The organism is Caulobacter sp. 602-1, assembly GCF_003931565.1.
GTDB lineage: Bacteria > Pseudomonadota > Alphaproteobacteria > Caulobacterales > Caulobacteraceae > Caulobacter.
The window spans coordinates 629783-650329 of sequence record NZ_RRYI01000003.1 but is presented as its reverse complement, the minus strand read 5'-3'; the positions used below and the strand labels follow the sequence as shown (position 1 = coordinate 650329).

General features: G+C 68.1%; 10 protein-coding genes. 3 read left to right on the top strand and 7 right to left on the bottom strand.

The features are described 5' to 3' along the window. Positions 1-2 precede the first annotated feature (2 nt). Positions 3-1607: an MBL fold metallo-hydrolase gene (locus EIK80_RS11895; protein WP_125157189.1), complete on the top strand. Its 1605-nt coding sequence runs from the start codon at positions 3-5 to the stop codon at positions 1605-1607. Between the two features lie 110 nt (positions 1608-1717). On the opposite strand, the gene EIK80_RS11890 is transcribed toward EIK80_RS11895, so the two are convergent. Then, positions 1718-4204 (bottom strand): glycoside hydrolase family 9 protein, encoded by a 2487-nt coding sequence (locus EIK80_RS11890; protein WP_125157188.1) that lies wholly within the window; start codon positions 4202-4204, stop codon positions 1718-1720. Positions 4205-4610: 406 nt separating this feature from the next. Between EIK80_RS11890 and EIK80_RS11885 the strand changes: the two genes are divergently transcribed. After that, positions 4611-6509, top strand: coding sequence for an NPCBM/NEW2 domain-containing protein (locus EIK80_RS11885; RefSeq protein ID WP_125157187.1), 1899 nt, complete (start codon positions 4611-4613; stop codon positions 6507-6509). Positions 6510-6602: 93 nt separating this feature from the next. Beyond that, complete coding sequence (locus EIK80_RS11880) at positions 6603-7604, top strand: glycoside hydrolase family 43 protein (RefSeq protein ID WP_125157186.1); 1002 nt, start codon at positions 6603-6605, stop codon at positions 7602-7604. Between the two features lie 68 nt (positions 7605-7672). On the opposite strand, the gene EIK80_RS11875 is transcribed toward EIK80_RS11880, so the two are convergent. From EIK80_RS11875 to EIK80_RS11850, 6 genes are all read right to left on the bottom strand, one after another. Then, positions 7673-8935, bottom strand: a complete 1263-nt coding sequence (locus tag EIK80_RS11875) for a DUF3422 domain-containing protein (RefSeq protein WP_125157185.1) — start codon at positions 8933-8935, stop codon at positions 7673-7675. A 102-nt stretch (positions 8936-9037) separates the two neighbouring features. After that, positions 9038-10960: a sialate O-acetylesterase gene (locus EIK80_RS11870; protein ID WP_199743451.1), complete on the bottom strand. Its 1923-nt coding sequence runs from the start codon at positions 10958-10960 to the stop codon at positions 9038-9040. Between the two features lie 28 nt (positions 10961-10988). Beyond that, positions 10989-13685 (bottom strand): glycoside hydrolase family 3 C-terminal domain-containing protein, encoded by a 2697-nt coding sequence (locus tag EIK80_RS11865; protein WP_125157184.1) that lies wholly within the window; start codon positions 13683-13685, stop codon positions 10989-10991. A 35-nt stretch (positions 13686-13720) separates the two neighbouring features. Then, positions 13721-15787, bottom strand: coding sequence for a right-handed parallel beta-helix repeat-containing protein (locus tag EIK80_RS11860; protein ID WP_233586562.1), 2067 nt, complete (start codon positions 15785-15787; stop codon positions 13721-13723). Positions 15788-15831: 44 nt separating this feature from the next. Beyond that, the gene (locus tag EIK80_RS11855; RefSeq protein ID WP_125157182.1) at positions 15832-17376 is read right to left on the bottom strand and encodes a tryptophan halogenase family protein; all 1545 of its coding nucleotides are present in this window, start codon (positions 17374-17376) and stop codon (positions 15832-15834) included. A 65-nt stretch (positions 17377-17441) separates the two neighbouring features. Next, the gene (locus EIK80_RS11850; protein ID WP_125157181.1) at positions 17442-20393 is read right to left on the bottom strand and encodes a TonB-dependent receptor; all 2952 of its coding nucleotides are present in this window, start codon (positions 20391-20393) and stop codon (positions 17442-17444) included. Positions 20394-20547 lie beyond the last annotated feature (154 nt).

Genomic DNA, 20547 nt, shown 5'->3' with positions numbered 1-20547 from the left:
CCATGAGCTTGAGCCTGACCTTTCACGGCGCCGCCGAATGCGTGACGGGCTTCTGCGCCCGCCTCAGCGGCGAAGGTTTCACCCTCCTGATCGACTGCGGCATGTTCCAGGGCTCCAAGACCCTCAAGGCCCTCAACTACGATCCGTTTCCCTTCGAGGTGGACGCCATCGACGCGGTCCTGCTGACCCACGCCCATATCGACCATTCGGGCATGCTGCCGAAGCTGATGCGCGCGGGCTACAAGGGTCCCATCTACGCAACCGCCCCGACCCGCGCCCTGTGCGAGGTGATGCTGGCCGACGCCGGGGAGATCCAGGAAAGCGAGGTCTTCCACCTCAATCGACGCAACCAGCGGCGCGGTCGCCCGCTGGTCGAGCCGGTCTATACGGCCAAGGACGCGGCCCGGACGATCGAGCTGTTCGAGAAGGTCAAGCTCGACGAGATCGTAGAGATCGTCCCCGGCGTGAGGGCCCGCTTCTGGAACGCGGGGCACATGCTGGGCGCCACCTCGATCGAGGTGATCGTCGGGCCCGACGAAGACGCCGAACGGATCCTGTTCTCCGGCGACCTGGGCGCCGGAGGTCAGGCCTACCTCCCCGAGCCGACCGGACCGACGGGCGTCGATCACCTGGTGCTGGAGTCGACCTACGGCGACCGCGAGCGGGATCTGGCCGACACCGCCGAACGGCGCCGGCTGCTGGCCGAGGAACTGCGTCAGGCCCACGCCGCCGGCGGACCCTTGCTGATGCCGACCTTCGCGGTTGGGCGCGCCCAGGAGCTGCTGCTGGATCTGCTGGCGGTGATGGAATCGGGCGAGGCGCCGCAGGGCGAGATCTTCCTGGATTCGCCCCTGGCCATCGAGGCCACCGACGTCTTCCTCGAGCGCGGGTGGAACCGGGACACCGAGGCCAATCCGTTCAGTCCGCTTCGCCACGCCCCCAACCTGCACTATCTGATGAAGCCCGAGGAAAGCGATCAGCTGGAGAAGGTGCGCGACTGGCACATCATCCTGGCGGGCAGCGGCATGTGCGACGCCGGTCGCATCCGCCGACATCTCAAGCGCCTGCTGTGGCGATCCGAGGTGACCGTGCTGATCACGGGCTTCCAGGCGGCGGGCACGCTTGGCCGCCTGCTGGTCGACGGCAAGAAGCTGGTGCGGATCCAGGGCGACGATTTTCAGGTCAAGGCGCGGATCCGGGTGCTGGACGTCTATTCGGCCCATGCCGACGCCAAGGGCCTGGTGCGCTGGGCTTTGGAGCGTCAGCCGATCAAGGGGCAGGTGTTCCTGGCGCACGGAGAGCCGGGCGCTCTGACCGGTCTGGCCGAACGCCTGGAGCAGGCGGGCTTTCCGGCCGCGCGCATCGCCATCCCCGTTCTCGATGAGACCTTCGAACTGACCCGGTCCGAGGCGCATCAGGTCCCCGGCGGCCCGCCGCGACTTCAGCCCGGAAAAGCCGCGGCCCTGGACTGGCACAACCAGCGCGCGGACCTGTTCGCCCGGCTCAACGCCAGGATCCAAGAAGCCCCCAGCGAAGAGGCCCGTTCGAGGCTGTTGCAGGCTTTGGAGGCCGTATTGAACGAGGCGGGAGACTTCTCCGAAGCCTGAGCTCGGCGGGCGTCACGCGGTTTCCGCAGGAAGTCGCGGTTCCAAAATCGTAGCAGCCCGACATCGAAGGTCGCCACGGAGCCTTCTCCGTGGCGACCTGGGTCTGACTTCTAGCGAGAGTCCTCGGTGGCCGCGATCGCCGCCTTGGCCGCGAGGATATAGGCGGTGGTTGAGCTCACCGTGTATTCGCTCTCGAACCACAGGAACGGCCATTCGGTCATCATTTCGGGGAAGTCCGGCTTGATGACCAGCACGCCCGGCGCCATCCCGCCAGGGATGAAGCCGTAGTCCGCGCGGTTATGCCCGTAGCCGTTCAGCTTCGAACGGGTCCCGACGGTCGAGACCAGGGACAGGTTGTTCGCGGGGTGGCGGCCGAGCATGTAGTCCAGGGCGTGCAGGGTGTATTCCGGTCCGATCAGGTCCGGGAACGCCTTGTGCATAAGGTACATGTTGATCCCGAAGCCGGCGACTTCGCCGGACCCCGCCCATGAGCCCATGCCGACCGGGACGCCGAAGGGGTTGCCCGCCAGTCCGGTGTCGGCCCGCGACTTGGCGGCGCTCACCAGGGTCCTGATCCGCGCCTTGTAGTTCGCATCCATATAGGGAAGGGCGCGCACGGCCACGCCGCTGACGCGATCGAAGTTCGCCTCGATCGCCGGCGTCAGGGCGCGCAGCCGCGCCGTATAGACCGCGTCGCCCTTGGTGGTGAGGATCAGCTCCACCGTCGCGGCGACCTTGGCCAGGTCGAGGAACCTGGACATGTTTCCGCTGTCGTCACGACCGTCGCTGCCGTTGGCGGCCTCGCCCTCACGCTTGGTCCACAGCGCCTTGGCGGCGGACAGGGCTTCGGCCGACATCGCCGGATCGAAGTCCTTGAGCGCGCGGCTGGCCGCGGCCAGGCTTCCGGCCACCATCAGGTCGTTGGCCGGATAGGCGGTGGTGAACGCCCAGCGATCGTCGGGGACGCCCGAGTGGTCGCCCCGGACCTCGTTCGGCCCCAGCGCGGCGTCGTAGAGCTTGCTGTCGGTCTGGGAGGCGGCGTCGCCGAGGTGCGCGTACTGGCGCAGCTTCGGGTCGATGATGCCGACGATCGAATGGCCGAAGACCTTGTACTGCGCGAGCAGCTGCACGACGCCGTGGCGGACCTGCTGGAGCGCGTCGGGCGCGCCGTCCGGCTTGCGGATTTCCACCTCGCGCGCCTTCTCGTCGACGCTGGTTTCGTCCCAGTCGAGCCCGAAGAGCTCGCGCGTCCAGACGAGATCACGCACCACCTGCGCGTTCTGCGGAGTCTGGATGTCGTAGTCGCCGGCGTCCTGGAAGCCGCCGACCGCCAGGCCCGGGATGTGCTCGCCCGGCTTGAAGGGAGAGTCGAGGTTCGGCCCCATGCGATAGCCGTCGAAGTGGACGTGATTGGGTGGAGCCTGAACGGCGTCGTCGAGGTGCGAGGCGCGCTGCCACACCCGGTACTGTTCCCGCACGGTCATGTGGTCCATCTGGACGGGAAGATAGGTGTCGAGCGAAGGCTGCCAGATCCGCGAATAGGCGTCGGCGGCGATCGGAAAGGGGTTGGTCGTCTGCCCGGCGTAGGAGATCGCGTAGACGCCGGGCTCGCGCACGCTGGAGAAGTCGAACGCGGCGTAGTTGTAGCGCAGGAACTTGCCGCGCGGCTGAACCGGCGCGCTGAACACGGCCTTCTCGCCGCTGTCGGTCAGCTTGACCAGCGTGGCCTCGGCCGGCGCCTTGAAGTTCGGATCCAGCTCGATCAGCGCGACCTTGCCGCGTTGCGGGGTGTAGCCGGCCTGGTTGAAGGAGACGACGGGCGCCCGTGTCCAGCCCGGGATGACATTGGGTCGCACATGCCAGACGACGGCGTCTTCCTTGGCTCCGGCGGCGATCATGGACCGCACGACGAACCAGCCGTTCTGCGCCCGATTGCGCGCGTCATAGAGGGCGAGCGGCGCGTTGGCGGTGATCGTGACCCGGGTCTTGGGGTCTTCCGGCGAAAGGGTCACGCTGCGGGCGCCGGAGGCCATCGGCTGGGGATCGCCCGAGCCGTCGGTCGCCATGGGGCCGTTGGGATTGCGCGGAAACAGTCCTGGCCGGTCGCCCATCAGATAGGTCTTGCCGAAATAGGCGGTCGGCAGGAAATCGAGATTGAAGCCGGCCTTGCCGACGAGTTCCGGCGGCAGCGGGGCGTCGAGATCCACCGCGATGCGGAAACCGCCGTCCTCGGGGGTCACCTTCACGCGATAGTTCAGTTTTTCCTTCGGATAGCTCGATCTCACGACCAGCTGACCCGGCGTCTCGCCGGGCGTGCGTTCGCCGAAGATCGGCACCGGGTCCCATTGTTCGGGCGTCGGATTGAGTCGGACCTCGCCGTCGGTGGCGATCCGCTCGCCGTGCAGGACGATCTGGATGCCGGCGTTCTTCTCGTCGAAGAAGATCGGGCTGAAGTGATTTTGCTCGACGATCACGCTGAGGCCCGGGGCCTCGAGCGTCTGGTCCGGGCTCAGCCGCGGCGTTTGGGCGTGGGCGGTCGCGATCGCGAACATCGAACACGCGGCTAGGGACAGCGGGGCGGCGACGATCCTTGGCATTCCAATTCCTCCCTTGTTACCGGTAACAATTTTTTATGTATCGCCCAGCGGTGATCTTGACGTCGCCGATCTGGGTAGGGTCTTCCGGCCGTTGCGTATCGCGCGGGCCCTACCGAGGGGAAAGCCCGCCCGTGGGAGGGATTTAGGCCCAGGCGCGCCTCTGCGACAATCCATTTTGTCGGTGTTATTGGCGTCTATCGCGGGGCGGCGTTCACGTCGCCAGAAAGCCCTGGCGTCTTGGGTGCGAGGTGAAGCGCCAGGCATGGGGAACGCTTGGCCGGCCAGACGGGCGATGGAGCGTATGTTGACGGCAGGTTTTGTCGGAGTAAACATCGCGCTCACAGTGAGCGTTTGGGCTGCGACAGCCGAGCCGTTCAGCAACCGATAAAAAACGGCGCGGGAAACGATGAGGAAGCTGCTGACCGCGGGGGTGATCGCCGCGCTTCTTGGGCCGTCCGTCGCCGCGGCGCAGAACGATCCGTTGGCGCCGACCGGACGCTGGACGGCCTATACCGCCGGCCGCGCGGCCACGCCGCCCATGGGGTGGAGCACCTGGAACGCCTTCGCCACCGACATCGACGAGGACAAGATCCTCGGCTCGGCGAAGCAGATCGTCGACAGCGGCCTGGCGGCCAAGGGCTATCGCTACATCAACATCGACGATGGCTGGGCGCTAAGGCGGCGGATGCCCGACGGGCGGATGATCATCCGCGACGACAAATTCCCGTCGGCGCGCACCGGCGGCGACGCCCCCAGCTTCAAGCCGTTCACCGACAAACTTCACGCCATGGGGCTGAAGGCCGGCATCTATTCCGACCTGGGTCGCAACACCTGCTCCGAAGCCTATTCCCCGACCGATGACGACCTGCCCAAGGGCACGGTCCTGGAGCGCGAGGTCGGCATCTACGGCCGCATCGACCAGGACATCGCGCTTTATTTCAAGGATTGGGGCTTCGACTTCATCAAGGTCGATGGCTGCGGCCTGCGCGACTACGGCCCGCAAAGCGAGCGGGTGCGTTCGGGCAAGTTCCGGGCGCTGGGACCATTCCTGGACTCCGGAGCGGTGACGCGAACCGACATCCCGACGATCCAGGCTATGTTCCGCCAGATCAATGTCGCGCTGGCTCGGGAAAACCCGGATGGCGACTATCTGCTGTCGCTCTGCGTCTGGGGGGCGGCCAACGTCCGCGCCTGGGGCAAGGACTATGGCGGCATCTCGCGCACCAGCGACGATATCTCGCCGGCCTGGGGGCGGTTGCTGGTCAACTACGATACGACCGTGACGCGGTCGCTCTACGCGCACCCCGGGTCCTGGAACGACCCGGACATGCTGCACATCGGGGCCGGTGACTTCGACGCGGACCACTTGACCGAAGCCCGCTCGCACTTCGCGCTTTGGGCGATGCTCAATGCGCCGCTGTTGATCGGGACCGACCTGCGTAAGACGCCCAAGGCGCTGCTCGACATCTTCGGCAACGCCGACATCATCGCGCTGAACCAGGATCCCGCCGGCAACCAGGCGACGCTGGCGCACGACTCCAGCGACCTGCAGATCCTCGTCAAGACCCTGGCCTCGGGCGACAAGGCCGTGGCGATCTTCAACCGGGGCTCGGTCGACTATGACGTCGACCTGAGCGCCGCCCACCTGAAGTTCCGCGACGACGCGCCGATCGAGCTGACCGACCTGTGGAGCCAGCAGCGGACGAGCTTCACCAAGCGCGCCAAGCTGCATGTCAAGCCGCGCCAGACCCTGATCTTCCGCGCCCACGGCGCGCGCGCGTTGCAAGGAGGCTACTACCTGTCGGAACAGCCGGGCAGCGTGAACCCGGCGGTCGACGGCGTTCTGGAACCCACGCCCGATCCCTCCATCTTCCGCACCGCGGCGGGCTGGGGCGGCACGAGCGGCGCGGGCGACCGGCCGTCCTATGCCGGCTGGGGCGGCGCGCGGGCCGACAGCGCGCCCTACGGCCAGGTGCTGCATGTCGCCGGGAAGCCGTTCGCGGCGGGGATCGGGATCCTCGCCAACTCGCGGCTCGAGGTGCGTAACGCCGGGGCCAAGCGCTTCACCGCGATGGTTGGTGTCGATGACAGCGCCAGCGACAAGGCCGGCGCCGTGACCTTCGCCGTCTACGGGGATGGCAAGCTGCTGGCGACCAGCAAGCCGGTCAAATGGGGCATGGCGGCTCAGCCGATCTCGGCCCCGGTCGCCGGCGTGAAGTTGATCGAACTGGTGGCGCGCGGCCCTCGCGGCGCCAATCAGCGCTTGCCGGTGACCTGGGGCGAGGCCGCGCTTCTCGAGCGCTGATTAACCCGGCGGGAAACCCAGGCGATGACGGTTCGCGCCGCGCCTGGGCGGCATGTTTATCAGAGAAATATTAGGCGTTGGGGAGGCGGTCGGATGGTTTCGAAAATTGCGGCGCTCGCGTTGATGGCGGCCCTGGGCATGGCGACGCCAGGCGCGGCCGGCGATGAAAAGGCGCCGGCGCCAGGCTCGAACCCCATCTTCCGGGACCGGTTCACCGCCGATCCCGCGCCCCTGGTTGTCGGAGATCGCCTCTTTCTCTACGTGGGCCACGACGAAGCCCAGCGCGACGAGATGTTCAACATGCGCGAGTGGCTGGTCTACTCGACCACGGACATGAAGACGTGGACGGCCTACCCACCGATCATGAAGGCCACGGACTTCAAGTGGGCCAAGAAGGACGCCTGGGCCTCGCAGGCGATCGAGAAGAACGGCAAGTTCTATTTCTACGCCGCCGTCGAGCATGACAACACGCACCCGGGCAAGGCGATCGGCGTGGCGGTCTCCGACTCGCCCACCGGCCCGTTCGTCGATGCGCGCGGGTCGGCGCTGATCACCAACGAGATGACCCCGAAGGGGCCGCACAGCTGGGAGGACATCGATCCGACGGTGTTCACCGACGATGATGGAACCACCTGGATCGCCTGGGGCAATCGCTCCTGCTACATCGCCAAGCTCAAACCCAACATGATCGAGATCGACGGTCCGATCACCGAGATCACGCCGCCGCATTTCGAGGAAGGCCCGTGGCTGCACAAGCGCGACGGGACCTACTACCTGACCTATGCCTCGCTCGACCGAAGCACCCAGCGCGACGAGCATGTGTCCTACGCCACCGCGCCCGCCATCACCGGTCCCTGGACCCCTCGGGGCCTCCTGACCGGCTCGGGCAAGTACAGCTTCACGATCCATCCCGGCATCGTCCGTTTCAAGGGCGAGTGGTATATCTTCCTGCACAACGCGACCCTCGCGGTCGGCGACCAGAGCGGGGCGATCGGTCGCCGCGCCGTGACCGTCGAACGCCTTCGCTACAATGCCGACGGCGCGATGCAGCCGGTCGTGCAGACCGAGGCCGGGGTTTCGGTCCCGGCCCGCTAGAGCATTTTCCGAGGACGTGGAGACTGGGCGTCGTCAGGAGTGCTCTGGCGGCGCTCCGTTCGGGCGCGTCATCCGCCGCCCCGATCGATCAGCCGCTTCTTGCGCCGGTGCAGGCTGGCGGCGACGGCGAGCAGCACCAGGGGAACCAGAGCCGAGAGAACCTGTTCGCTCGCGCCCGGCCAGCCATGCAGCCACGGCTTCAGGAGATAGCCGAGCAGGCCCAGCACGTAGTAGCCGACCGCGAAGATCGACAGTCCCTCGACCAGCCCCTGCAGCTTGGCTTGCAATTCGAGGCTGGCGCCCATGCCGCGCAGGGTTTCCTGGTTCTGGCGGTCCAGCACGATGCCCAGCCGGGCCTGCAGGAGATCGCCACAGCGCGCGACGCGCACGGAAAGGTCGTCCAGTCGCCGGTCGGCCGCCTCGCGGGTGCGCATGGCCGGTTGCAGGCGCCGCGCGATGAACTCGCTCATGGTCGAATAGCCGGGAACATGGCGCTCGCGAAGCGCCTCCAGCCTGTCGAGCGTCAGGCGGTGGTACGACTCCGTGGCGCCGCGCCGAAAACGGCTGTCAGCCGCGCGCAGCTCCACCTCGGCCGAGAGTGCGAGGAGGCTGTCCAGCACCGCCTGGCTGTCTTCGCCGTTCGCCAGGCCGCTGGCGATCGCCGAAAGTCGGGCTTCGGCGCCGTCCAGCCAGGCCAGAAGCTCCCGGGCGGGTGGAAAGCCGATCAGCGCTAGCTTGCGATAGTTGCCGATCTCCAGGAGCGTCTGGACCAGCCGCGAGACCTCGTCATTGGCCAGGGCGATGTTGTGGACGTGGATGCGCCCCGTGCCGCCTTCGCGCAGGCGAAAGTCCGTCCAGATCCGCGCGGCGCCGTCGAAGACCTCGCACGAAACGCAATGGGCCAGGTCGATATGCCGGTTCAGGATCGCCTCGGCCGGCGGCTCGGCGCCCGGTGCGGAGACAGAGATCTCGACGCCCCTGAACACCTGACCCGGCGCGCCGTCCAGCCAGAAGCAGTCCTCGCCGACGTTGGTCTCGAAGCCAAGCTCCGGGCCCAGCGGGCCGTAGGTGAACCGGGTCCAGGTCGAAAATTCCTGATGCCGCTCCCACAGCCAGCCGCCGGCCGGGCTGGTCACCAGAATCCTGCCGCCGGCGGCGTTCTGGCCTGGGGCGAACAAGGCCACGAAGGCCGCCTCGGACGCCCGCTGGTCGGCGTCGACCAGGAACACCCACTGGCGCAGCCTGACTGGCGCTTGCTCCAGCGGCAGGGCGCGCAGGTGCATCAGTTCGCTCAGCGCCACCCTGAGCGGATGATCCCGACGGCTATCCATCTCGTCCTTACCCCATGCTCCCGGGTCGTTGGTCCATGTTCAATGTTACCGGTCACATAAATCTAGCCAACTTGTCCGCCGTCGTCACCCGCCTTGCCGGGACTAGGGAACCTTGATCTCGAACGAACCGACGGGGCGGCCGGCCTGGTCGAACAGGTTCACCGTCGGACTGTCCGCCCAGGCGTAGCGCACGCGCCCGATGGTCCCGCCGTCGCCCTTCAGCGTGACCTTGTCGCCGGCGACATGGCCGGGGGCGTAGCGGCAGGCGCCGTCCCCGCCGCAAAGCTCGAAGCCGATGGCGGTGTCCGCGCCGCGGGCGACCAGGCCTCCGGCCGCGCCGACGAATGTCAGGACGACGCCGCCTTCGGGCGCGCGCGCGCTGGTCGCGATCCGGGGGCCGGCGGCGACGGCTTCTCCATAGGCGAGGACCCGCAGCGCGTCCGCCGCGCGACGGCCGACCTCCTGCTTCTCGCCAGGATGGATATCGTAGGGGTCGCCGAGGTCCAGGGTGACGACCACGGCCGCGTGGCCGTCGGTCTCCGCGGCGCGTCTCTGGGCGTCGCGCACGCCGGCCCAGCCGCTCTCGACGGGCCTGCTCGCGCCGGCGCCGTAGGCCGACAGCTGGATGATCGCGAAGGGCAGCGTCGGGGCCTCGAACTGGCGACGCCAGTCGGCCATCATCGCCGCGAGGCGGCGCTCATAGCCGGGAAGTCCCGTGTCGGACTCGCCCTGGTACCAGAGCGCCCCGGCCAGCCCGACGGGACTGAGCGGCGAGATCATCGCGTTGTAGAGGACGCCCGCGCCGTTGATGTCGTCCCACGGCGCGCGGGGGGCGTTGGTCTTCGGGCGGCCCGCCAGGGCGTAGCGCCAGCCGGCGTCGAGGGGGATGGACGTCCCGTCGTCCAGCTGAAGGCGCATGAGCTCGGCGGGACCCGCCAGGCCGCCGTCGGCATAGACGTTGTCATCGTTGACCGTGATCCGGTTGCGCCCGGCGACCAGCGTTCCCGGCGCCAGTCGGTAGCGGCGTGGGGCGCCGATGCTGGATCCGCCGACCGCCTTGCCATTGACCCAGGTGCGGTCGGCGTCGTCGATCAGGCCGAGTGACAGGACGGCGCCTTGCGCGGCCTGGGCGGGCGTGAGGTCCACGGTCTTCTCGAACCAGACCATGCCGAGATATTTGGCCATCTCGGGCGCGCCCCAGCGCCCGAAAAAGCTGATCGCGGGAACGGGCGACCAGTCGGGATGCTCGGCGCGCCAGGGCTGCTCGGCGCCCGAAAGGCCGGATTGGTCGCGCCACCAGGTCTCCCACTGACGCGCGACCATGGCCTCGGCCGCCGCCGCGTCGCGCGCGTGGAGCGCTAGCGCCTTGGCTTCCAGGTCCAGGCCGCCGGCGCGCAGGCCCTCGGGCGCCATCCAGGCGGAAATCCGCGAGCCGCCCCAGCTGGAATGGATCAGGCCGATCGGCGCCTTGATGGTCCGACGCAAGTCCTGGCCCGCGTAGAAGCAGACGGCGGAGAACTTGGCGATCGTCCCGGGCGTGGCCGCCGCCCAGGCCGGCGGGACGTCGAAGCGCTCCTTGGGCGTTTCCGCCAGCTGCTTGCCCACCGTCATCAGTCGCATCTGGGGATCGGCGGCGCCGCCGATCTGGAAGCTGTTCTGCGACTGCTCGGCCGACAGCTCCATGTTGCTCTGGCCCGAACAGAGGAAGACGTCGCCGATCAGCAGGTCGTTGACGAAGGTCTGGCCGCTCGGCGCGTCGACCAGCATCTGGTAGGGACCGCCGGCGGCGAGCGGCGGCAGGGCGACGCGAAAGCGGCCCTCGCGATCGGCCTGTCCCGTGGCCGAGCGCCCCGCCAGATTGACCATGACCTTTTCGCCGGGCGTGGACCGGCCTGTGACGATGATGGGCTTGCCCCTCTGCAGCACGGCGTGGTCGCCGATCGCGCCGTCGAGCCTGGGCGCGGCGCCGGCCACCGACGGGAAAAGGAGGGCGAGGGCCCCGGTGATGGTCGCGATGGTTTTCACGCTCTTCTCCTGATCCGCCTAGGCCGGTCTATTTCGCCAGCGCCATGGCGGCGCCGATCGTGAACGGGGCCGACTGGCTCGGAACGCCCGTGCCCGGTTGGCCCGATCCGATGCTGACGCGATAGGCTCCGGCCGCCACGCGGCGATCGCCCTCCGGGGTCACCGAGCTGAGATCGCGGGGCGACAGGGTGAAGGTCACCTTCCGGGCCTCGCCGGGCTTGAGCGCCACGCGCTGGAAGCCGCGCAGGGCGACGCGCGGCGCGCCGGGGGTGTCGGGGAAGTTCAGATAGAGCTGGGCGACCTCCTCGCCCGCACGCGCGCCGACATTGCGCACGGTGGTCGTCACGCGGACGCTCTGGTCGGTGCGCTCGACCGTGACCGGCGCATAGTCGTAGCGGGTGTAGCTGAGGCCAAAGCCAAATGGATAGACCGGCTCGCCCGTGAAGTAGCGATAGGTGCGGCCGGCCATGGCGTAGTCGCCGAAGGGCGGAAGGTCGTCGATCGAGCGGTAAAAGGTCAACGGCAGACGGCCCGAGGGATTGGTCTTGCCGGAAAGAACGTTGGCGACCGCCAGCCCACCGGACTGGCCCGGGTACCAGGCTTCGACGATGGCCGAGGCGTTGTCCTTGGCCCAGGCCAGGTTCACCGGGCTGCCGTTCATCGTCACCACCACCAGCGGCTTGCCCAGGGCCTTGGCCTGCTCCAGCAGCTTTTGCTGATCCGGCGGCAAGTCCAGGGTCGTCTTGTCGCCGCCCTTGAAGCCGGGCACCTCGACCGGCGACTCCTCGGCCTCCAGGTCGGAGGTCAGGCCGACCACGGCGACCAGTACGTCGGCCTGGGCGGCCGCCTTCTTCAGCTCGGCGGTCGGGTCGTCGGTCACGCGCTTCCAGACGAGATTGACGCCGGACAGGGCGTGGGACTCCGAAACGATCTCGATCGGATAGCGATGGCCCTTCTCCAGGCGGATGGTCTTGAGCGTCGGCAGGCTGGCCCAGCCGGCCTTTCGCAGGTCGGCGAAAGGTTTGCCGTCGAGCTTGAGCTCACCGTTGAAGCCCGTCAGGCCCAGGCGATAGGTCCCGCTCTCCGGGGGAACCAGGAAGCCTGTCCAGACCACGCGGTGGTGGTCGGAGACGGCGGCCAGGTCCAGGCTTCGCGAGGCGATGTCCGGCTCGACGCGGGTGACCACCGGCTTGTCGACGTAGCGCATCTTGGCCACAGCATCGCCGAAGGTCCCTGGCTCGAAGCGAGCCGGCGGCGGCTCGACCGTATTGTAGTAGCGGGCCAGCAGGCCGGGCTTGCCGTCCGGCGCGACCAGGGCCGTGCTGGGCACGCGATCACCGTCGGTGAAGGACGGGCCGAACGGGGCGTGGACGATCCTGGCCGACGGCATGGCGCGGCGCAGGCCGTCCAGCACCGAGATCGGCGGCGCCGACAGGGCCGAGGAATAGTTGCCGCGCAGGACGCGGGTGGCGTCGGCCAGCGGGCCGATAACCGCGATGCGCAGGCCGGGCTTCAGCGGCAGCAGGCCGTCGTTCTTCAGCAGCACCAGGCTCTTCTCGCTGGCGGCCAGCGCCAGGGCCTCGTGCTGGGGCGTCATGACCGAAGTCACCGGCGCCGGGCGGGTTTCGACCGCTCGCACGCCGGGCAGGTCGCCGACCCGCAGGCGCGCCGAATAGAGCCGCACCAGCGCCTGGTCGACATCGGCTTCGGTGATCAATCCGCGCTTCAGCGCGTCCGCGTAAGGCCGGGCCAGACCGGCGGTGTCGGTCAGGGTCGCGCCGTTGCACTCGTTGTCGACGCCGGCCCGCATCGCCGCCGCGACGGCGGTGGCCGCGTCGGGCGAATATTTGTGATTGTCGGCGATGTCCTTGACCGCGTCGCAGTCGGAAACGACGTAGCCGTCGAACTTCCACGCACCGCGTAGATGGTCCTTCAGCAGCAGGTCGCTCGCGCAGGCCGGCTGGCCGTCGATGCGGTTGTAGGCGCACATCACCGATCCGGCCTGGCCTTCGGTGATCGCGGCGCGGAACGCGGGCAGATAGGTGTCTTCCAGATCGTGGCGCGAGACGAAGACGTTGGCGCCGTGTCGGGTCGACTCCGGCCCGCTATGGACCGCGAAGTGCTTGGGCGTGGCGATGACGCGCGGCAGGTCGGGGTCGGGGCCCTGGATGCCCTCCACGAAGGCCACGCCGATGCGCGCGGTCAGGAACGGGTCCTCGCCATAGGTTTCCTGGCCGCGGCCCCAGCGCGGATCGCGGAAGATGTTGATGTTCGGCGACCAGGTGTCGAGGCCTGTGCCGATGCGTCCCATCCGGCCGGTCTGCCGCGACAGGATGTGCAAATCGCGGACCTCGGCGCTGATCGCGGCGGCGACGTCCTGGACAAGGCCGGTGTCGAAGCTGGCGGCCAGGCCGATCGGTTCGGGGAAGTTGGTGGTCGGCAGGGTCCCCAGCGCGCCGTGCAGCGACTCCGTCCACCAGTTATAGGCCGGGATCCCAAGCCTGGGGATGGCCGGGGCGGTATTGAGCAGCTGGTCGAGCTTCTCTTCGGTGGTCATCCTGCCGACCAGCTCGGCGGCCAGCCGGTCGGCCTTGGCGCGTGCGACCGACGTTTCGGGCTTGGCCGGGGCGGCGGGCGCGGAGAGGGCGGGAGCGGGCGCGCTCAAGGCCAGGCTGGCGCAGAGCGCCGCGCTGGCGGCGCATTGAAGCCAGGATGACTTGGGCATGGAAGAAGACCTCATGATGGGCGTCCAGGCTGTGTTCAGGGCTTGGCGGGGCGGGGACCGGCGCGTGCGATCACCTCGCGGGCGGGCGCGGGCCAGGCCTGTCCCTCGACGGCGACGTTGTCGATCAGGCGGTTGTTGGCGTAGTCGGACCAGGATCCGTTGGCCTTGCCGCCACTATGCCAGTTGCCGCGCGCGACGTTGTCTGCCGCCGTGCGGCGCGGATAGGCGCCGTCCAGCGCGTTCAGATTGACCCACAGGCCGAGCCCGTCGAAGACGTTGTCGCGCACGGTGACGTATCGCGACCCTTCGTCGAGATAGACGCCGATGCCGCCGGGGACGTCGTAGACGTGGTTCTCCGCGATCAGGGCGCCGGGATCGGCCGACAGGTGATAGATGGCGCCGCCGTCGGGAAACCACCGCTTCACGCCATGGACGCGATTGCCGACGATCACGGTGTCGCGCAGGGTGGTCGGCGTGTCGTAGACGCGGTTGCCGGGCTGGTCGTAGTAGCCGCGTCCCAGGGTCATGTAGGCGGTGTTGCCGCCCGGGTCGTTGACGCCCCAGCCCCAGCCCACGTCGATGCCGTCATAGGGCGCGTCCGAGACCTCGTTGTGCAGGATCACGGCGGCGCTCGCATAGGTGACCAGGATCGCGGCCTGTTCCCGATAGACCTGCGAGACGCCCTGGATGGTGTTGTCGCGAATGATGATGTCGCGCACGGCCTGTTCCGGGCGCGCCGGGTGGTGCGCGTCGGGCGAGACGCCGCCGACCATGATCGCGCCGCCGGCCAGGTCGCGGAAGCGGCTGCGGACGACCTCGACCGAGCGTGTCTCCAGGCCCGCCCCGCTCAGATTGGCGCCGGCGTCATTGCCGATGCCGAGCGCGATCTGGCCAAGGTGGGCGAACTCGGCGTCCTCGAAGACGACGCGCGCGGCCGCGGCGACCTGAACCGCCGCCGGTTGCTGCCGCCATTGGTTCCGCATCCCCTCGAAGGCCCAGCATCCCCAGCTGCAGTCGCGGATCGGATCGCTGGGATAGTTCGGGACCTGGCCCGACAGGAAGGCGCCGCTCTGCTGGCTGGCGTAGCCCTCGGCGCTGGAGGGGCCAAGCCAGCTGGTGTGGGCGAAGCCGACGCCCGCGAATTGCAGGTCGCGCACGGGCTGGCCAGGACGGCCGGCGATCGAGACCAGGGCTTCCAGGCGCGGCATGACCACCTGGCTCGAGGCCATGATCTCGCCGTCGCGCGGCTTGTAGTAGAGCTTGCCTTGGGCGGGATCGGCCCACCAGTCGCCGCCAGCCCGGACAAAGGCCAGGGCGTTGCCGATGAAGAAGCGCGCGCGATCCCCCGAGACCGGCCGGGCGAAGGTGTCGTAGCCGATCAGGTTGTTGCGCCAGCCCGGCTGGGCCAGAAGGATGCGGTCGCCCTGGATGCGCTCGACCCTCGCGCGACGGTCGGTGAAGAAGCCGGTGTTCTCCACCTCGAGCCGTGTCTGATCGGGCAGGTCGGCGAGGAAGCGCCAGGCCGGATCGACGATCTGGATGCCCCAGTCGTGGAAGGCGAAGGCCTTGCGAGGGGCCTCGACCGCCGCGCGGCGCGCCAGCCGGTCGTTGACCCAGATCTGGCGCGGATCGGCGCCGCGAGGAATGTCGGCCACCCAGATGTCGCGCGCGGCGTCCGCCTGGCGCCAGCCTTGGATCGGCTGGCCGCCCGAGAGGATGGGCCGCGCGCCCTTCGCCGCTTCCCAGCGGACCACATAGCCGTTCTGGCCGCCATCCTCGACCGAGAAGCGCAGCGGCTTGGTCAGGCGGTAGACCCCGTCCGCGAGCCGCACCGTGACCGAGTGGGTCTTGTTGACCGACCGCACCGCGGCCTGGGCGCGGGCCAGGGTCGCGAAGGGGCGGCCGGGCGCGCCGTCGGCGCTATCCGAGCCGCCCGGCGCGACCTCGAAGACGATGGGAACGGGCGCGGGGCGTTCGTGGATCTCGACCGAGGAGAACGCCTTTTCCGAGTTGGGACGGTCGGTGGCCGTCGTGACGGGGATGTTGGGCGCCGGCGGTAGCTGCGCGCCATGGGCCGCTCCGCTCGCCAGGACAGCGGACAACAGGACGGCCGCGCGACCGCGATGGAAGAGCGATGTATCGCGCGTCATACAGGCTGCAGGCCGTGCTCGACGATCTTGCGGATGAGGTCGCGGTGTTTCGGCAGGCTGGACAGCAGACGTTCGCTTTGCAGGGCGTTCTCGCGCAGGGCGCGTTGGGCCAGGGCCGCCTCGTCGGCGAGCGCGGCGGCCTCGACCTCGGTGCGGAAGCCCATGCCGTAGAGCACATACTGGTAGCTGGCCGAGGGAAACACCTCGTCGGCCCGGTCGAACTCCTCGTGCAGCCACGGCGGCTGGTGACGCCACAGAAGCAGCAGGTCCGACAGGCGCTCGGGGATGGTCGCCGGGTCGCGGTTGTCGCGCCAGAAGGCGGTGTCGGTCCTCTGGCTGAGCACATAGTGCAGCTTGAGGAAGTCGATGATCCGGCCCCAGCGGTAGTGGGTCGTGGCGTTGAAGCGTGAGGCCACGATGTCCATCACCTCGCGGCAGGTGGGCATCTGCTCGGCGATGAGCTTGGCCGACAGTTCGATCAGCACGATGGCCGAGGCTTCCAGCGGCTCCAGGAAGCCCGCCGCCAGGCCCACGGCCACGCAGTTGCGCTTCCAGAAGGTTTCGCGGTGGCCCGAGCGGATGGCGATCTTGCGGACCGTCAGGTCCTTGCCGGCCGGACCGAGATAGGCCCGCAGCTCGCGCTCGGCCTCGTCGTCGGAGATATGGCGACTGGAATAGACGTGTCCGGTCCCGCGCCGGCTCGGCAGGCCGATGTCCCAGATCCAGCCCGCCGATTGAGCGGTCGAGATGGTGTGGGTGGCGATGGGGCTGTCGGGACGTTCGTACGGGATCTGCACGGCCAACGCCGTGTCGCAGAACAGGATGTCGCCGCAGTCGCGGAACTTCACGCCAAGCGTTTCGCCCAGCAGCAGAGACCTGAAGCCGGTGCAGTCCACGAAGAGGTCGCCCTCGATCTCGCCGGCCTGTTCGGTGACGACCGCGCGGATGTCGCCGTTCTCGGCGAGAGCCACGCCGCGCACGTCGGCCAGGACATGGCGGACGCCCAGCTTGTCGCAACAGTGGCGTTGCAGGAACGGCGCGAACTTGCCCGCGTCCAGGTGGTAGGCGTAGTTGGCCGCGCCTTGATAGGGCGGGGCGGTGATGGTCTTGGGCCCCAGGCCCTCGTCGCAGAGGCGGCCCTGCGGACAGACGGCGTCGCAGAAGCTGCCAGACGCGTCGCCGGCCAGCCAGTGGGGGGCCAGGTTGATCTGCCCGAAGCTCTGGGGCAGCACCAGCGGGTGATAATAGGCGTCGTCGGGCTCGCCCGTGGTCCAGCGCGCGAACTTGGCGCCCTGTTTGAACGCGGCGTCGCACTCGCGGAAGAAGTCGGTTTCGGACACCCCGATCTTGGCCAGGGTCGTGCGCAGGGTTGGCCAGGTGCCCTCGCCGACGCCGATGATCGGCGTGGTCGGGGACTCCACCAGGGTGACCGTGAAGCCGGTCGACTGCCGCGCTCGATGCTTGGCTGCGATGACCCCGGCGGTGAGCCAGCCCGCGGTCCCGCCGCCGACGATGACGATATTCTTGACGGGACGGACCATGGCCTATCGAAGAAAAAGCGACTGGGAACGACGGCTCGACGTTCCCAGTCTAGGGGAGGGGAATACTAGAAGCGGAAGCGGACCCCGGCCGTGTAGCGTCGACCGTAGGCGAACACGTCGAGCAGTTGGTTGTCGAACCGCCCGTGCGTGCTCTGGACTTCGTTGGTCAGGTTAAGAGCCTCGAAGAACCCGGTGATCTGCTTGGTGATCGCATAGCTGGTGCTGAAGTCGATCTGCAGGTTCGGGTTCTCGAAGGTCGGCTCGGAGCCGAATGCGCCGGTGTTCTGGTTCTGGCCGAAAGCGCGCAGATACTCCTTGCGGTAGTTGACCGCCACGCGCGCCTCCAGACCGTTCTTGTCATAGAAGGCCACGAGGTTGGCCGAATTGGCCAGGCCCGTGATCGCGAAGCCGCTCTGGGAGATGTCCTTGGGATCGTAGGGCTTGTTGGTGTCGACGAAGGTGGCGTTGGCGTTGAAGCCGAAGCCGCTGTCGCCGAACACGTGCTGCCAGGCCAGCTCGACCCCGCGCACGGTGGCTTCCGGTCCGTTCACCTGCTGGGTGACGCTGAAGATCGCCGGCTGGCCGGTCGTCGGGTCGATCACGCCGTTGATCGTCTGCCGCTGGGTGCCGCCGACGATGAAGTTGCTGACGTCCTTGATGAAGAAGTTCACCGCCGCATACGAGTTGGGCTTGTAGTACCACTCGACCGCGGCGTCGAAGTTGTCGGCCAGATAGGGCTTCAGCGAGGGGCTGCCGCCACTGGCCGTCAGGGCGCCGACGCGCTGGCCGGTGCCCACGCTGGCCACGGGGGTCAGCAGGTTGAGGCCCGGGCGGGTCAGGGTGCGCGAGGCGTCCAGACGCAGGTGGATGCTGTCCGTCAGCTCCAGCTTCATGTCGAGGCTGGGCAACAGGTACGAGTAGTTGCTCTTGGTCGACACGCTCTGAGGCGCGCTCAGCGACACGGTCAGCAGGGTGGGATCCCCGGCGCTGCGCGTGATCGCGGTCGGGACCTGACCGAAGCCGGCCGAGGTCACGTGGGTGTTTTCCTCACGGACGCCGGCGTTGAAGTGGAACGGCATGCCGGCCACCTCGATGTCGAAATTGGCCTTCACGAACAGCGACCACGTCTTCTCGGTGATGTCGCGGATGCTGCCGTTGTCGAGCGCCATGTCGAACGCGCCGGTGAACTGGGTGCCGACGCCGCTGCCGCCGTAATTGAAGCCGGGGATGTTCTTGGCTTGCGGGTTGCCCAGACCGGTCAGGAACTTCTGATACTCCCGGGCGTCGAACTTCAGCAGGTAGGGCGGCAGGGCGCCGTCGAAGCCGGGGATGAAGTTCTTGGTGCTGACCTTTTCGGTGAACAGGCTGGCCGGGACCATGACCCCGCCGTTCGGACCCGAGGCGGGACCGTAGCCGGGATAGGCCTGCCAGAAGTTGTTCACGAACGTGTTGCTTTGCTGGAACTGGTAGTGGTCTTCCAGATAGGTGCCGCCGGCCTTGATCTTGAAGCCGTCCTGTTCCCAGGATCCGGCGAAGCGCAGTTGCTTGACGACGTCGGTGTTCTGCTGGGCCTGGCGCACCACCACGTGGGAGCCGATCACCGAGGTGTCCGCCCAGCGACTGCCGTCGCCATTGGGGCCGTAGCCGTGCAGGACTGGCAGCGTGTTGTCGCTGCTGCCGCCGATGCTGATGCCCAGAGCCGGGCCGATGCCGAAGCCATAGCCGACGTCGGCGTTGTCGCTGGTGATCTCGCCGCCCGGGTTCAGCCAGCTCTTGGCGTAGCTGCCATCGGCCTCGAACTTCAGGTTCTCGGAGACTTCCCACTGTAGGTTCAGGCCTGTCTGGTTCGTCCTCAGGACCGAACGGTCGGTGCCGGCCGTGAAGTCGGTCTGCGAGCCGGCCTGGGTGAAGTCGACGGTCGTCCCGTTCTCGTCAAGCTTGACGTTCCGAAGGCCGTCCTGGTTGAACCAGATGCCGTAGCCGAAGTTGTCCGCGCGGATGCTCTGGCGCGAATAGTTGTCGTCCAGGGTGATCGTCACGCCCTCGACCGGCGCCCATTGCAGGGCGATGCGGCCGTCGAGGCGTTCATCCTTGGTGTAGATCTGGGTCGCGCCGGCCTGTTGCTCGAACCAGCCCAGGACCGTCTTGCCCGCGGACAGCTGGGCGGGCGTGCAGGCCGCCGTCAGCTGGCACGGCGCATAGTAGCCGCCCGGCCAGCCGCTGACATAGACGCGGTTGGTCTGGGTGTCGTGTCGCGTGTACATCGCGTCGACCAGCACCCCGAACTTGTTGTCGGCGAAGGTGTCGCTGAACAGCGCGCCGACCGTGGGCACGAACTTGCCGGCGTCGTCCTGAACTGAGCCCGATGCGGTCAGGGCCATGCGGCGGCCCGGCTTATCGAAAGGCTTGGGGAAGGAGACGTTGACCGTGGCGCCGATCGAGCTGCTCGACAGCGACACGTCCGGAGTCTTCAGGACGCTCAGGCCGCCGACGAAGTCGGCGCCGACGGTGCTGAAATCGACCGAGCGACCGCCGGTCGCCGTCGAGATCCGGCGGCCGTCGTACAGGGTCTCGTTGAAGTCGCCGCCGAAGCCGCGGACGGTGATGCCTTGCGGCTCGCCGCGCGCGCCGGAGCGCTGGATCGATACGCCCGGCAGGCGCTGCAGCGAGGCGGCCACGTTCGAGTCGGGGAACTTGCCGATGTCCTCGGCCGAGATGGCGTCGACGACGCCGGCCGAACTGCGCTTGATGTCGAGGTTGCGTTGCAGCGAGCCGCGCAGGCCCGTGACGATGACTTCCTCGACCACGCTTTGATCGGAGGCCTGCGGCGCCGCGGCCGGTTCCGCCGCTGGAGCGGCCATGGGCGAGGCGGTCGCGATCACCTCGTCGGCGTTTTCCGCCGCGTTGGCGGCGCCGCAGAGGCTGAGGACCAGCAGACTCGACGCGCCGACCAGGGCGAGCTTGCCGCCCAATCCGCGCGCGGATTTACTCTGATAAGAAAAGTTGGATAGCTTCATTTCCCCCTCCAGGTGTCATGGGATGACTTGTTACCGGCACGTGTGGCCGGCCTTATCCGAGAGCGTTGTAAGCTCGCGAATTCACTGGGTATGAGGGAGCTTCGCCAAAGCATGGCGTCGGTAGCGCATCATATCCTCCCACATGCATTTTTAT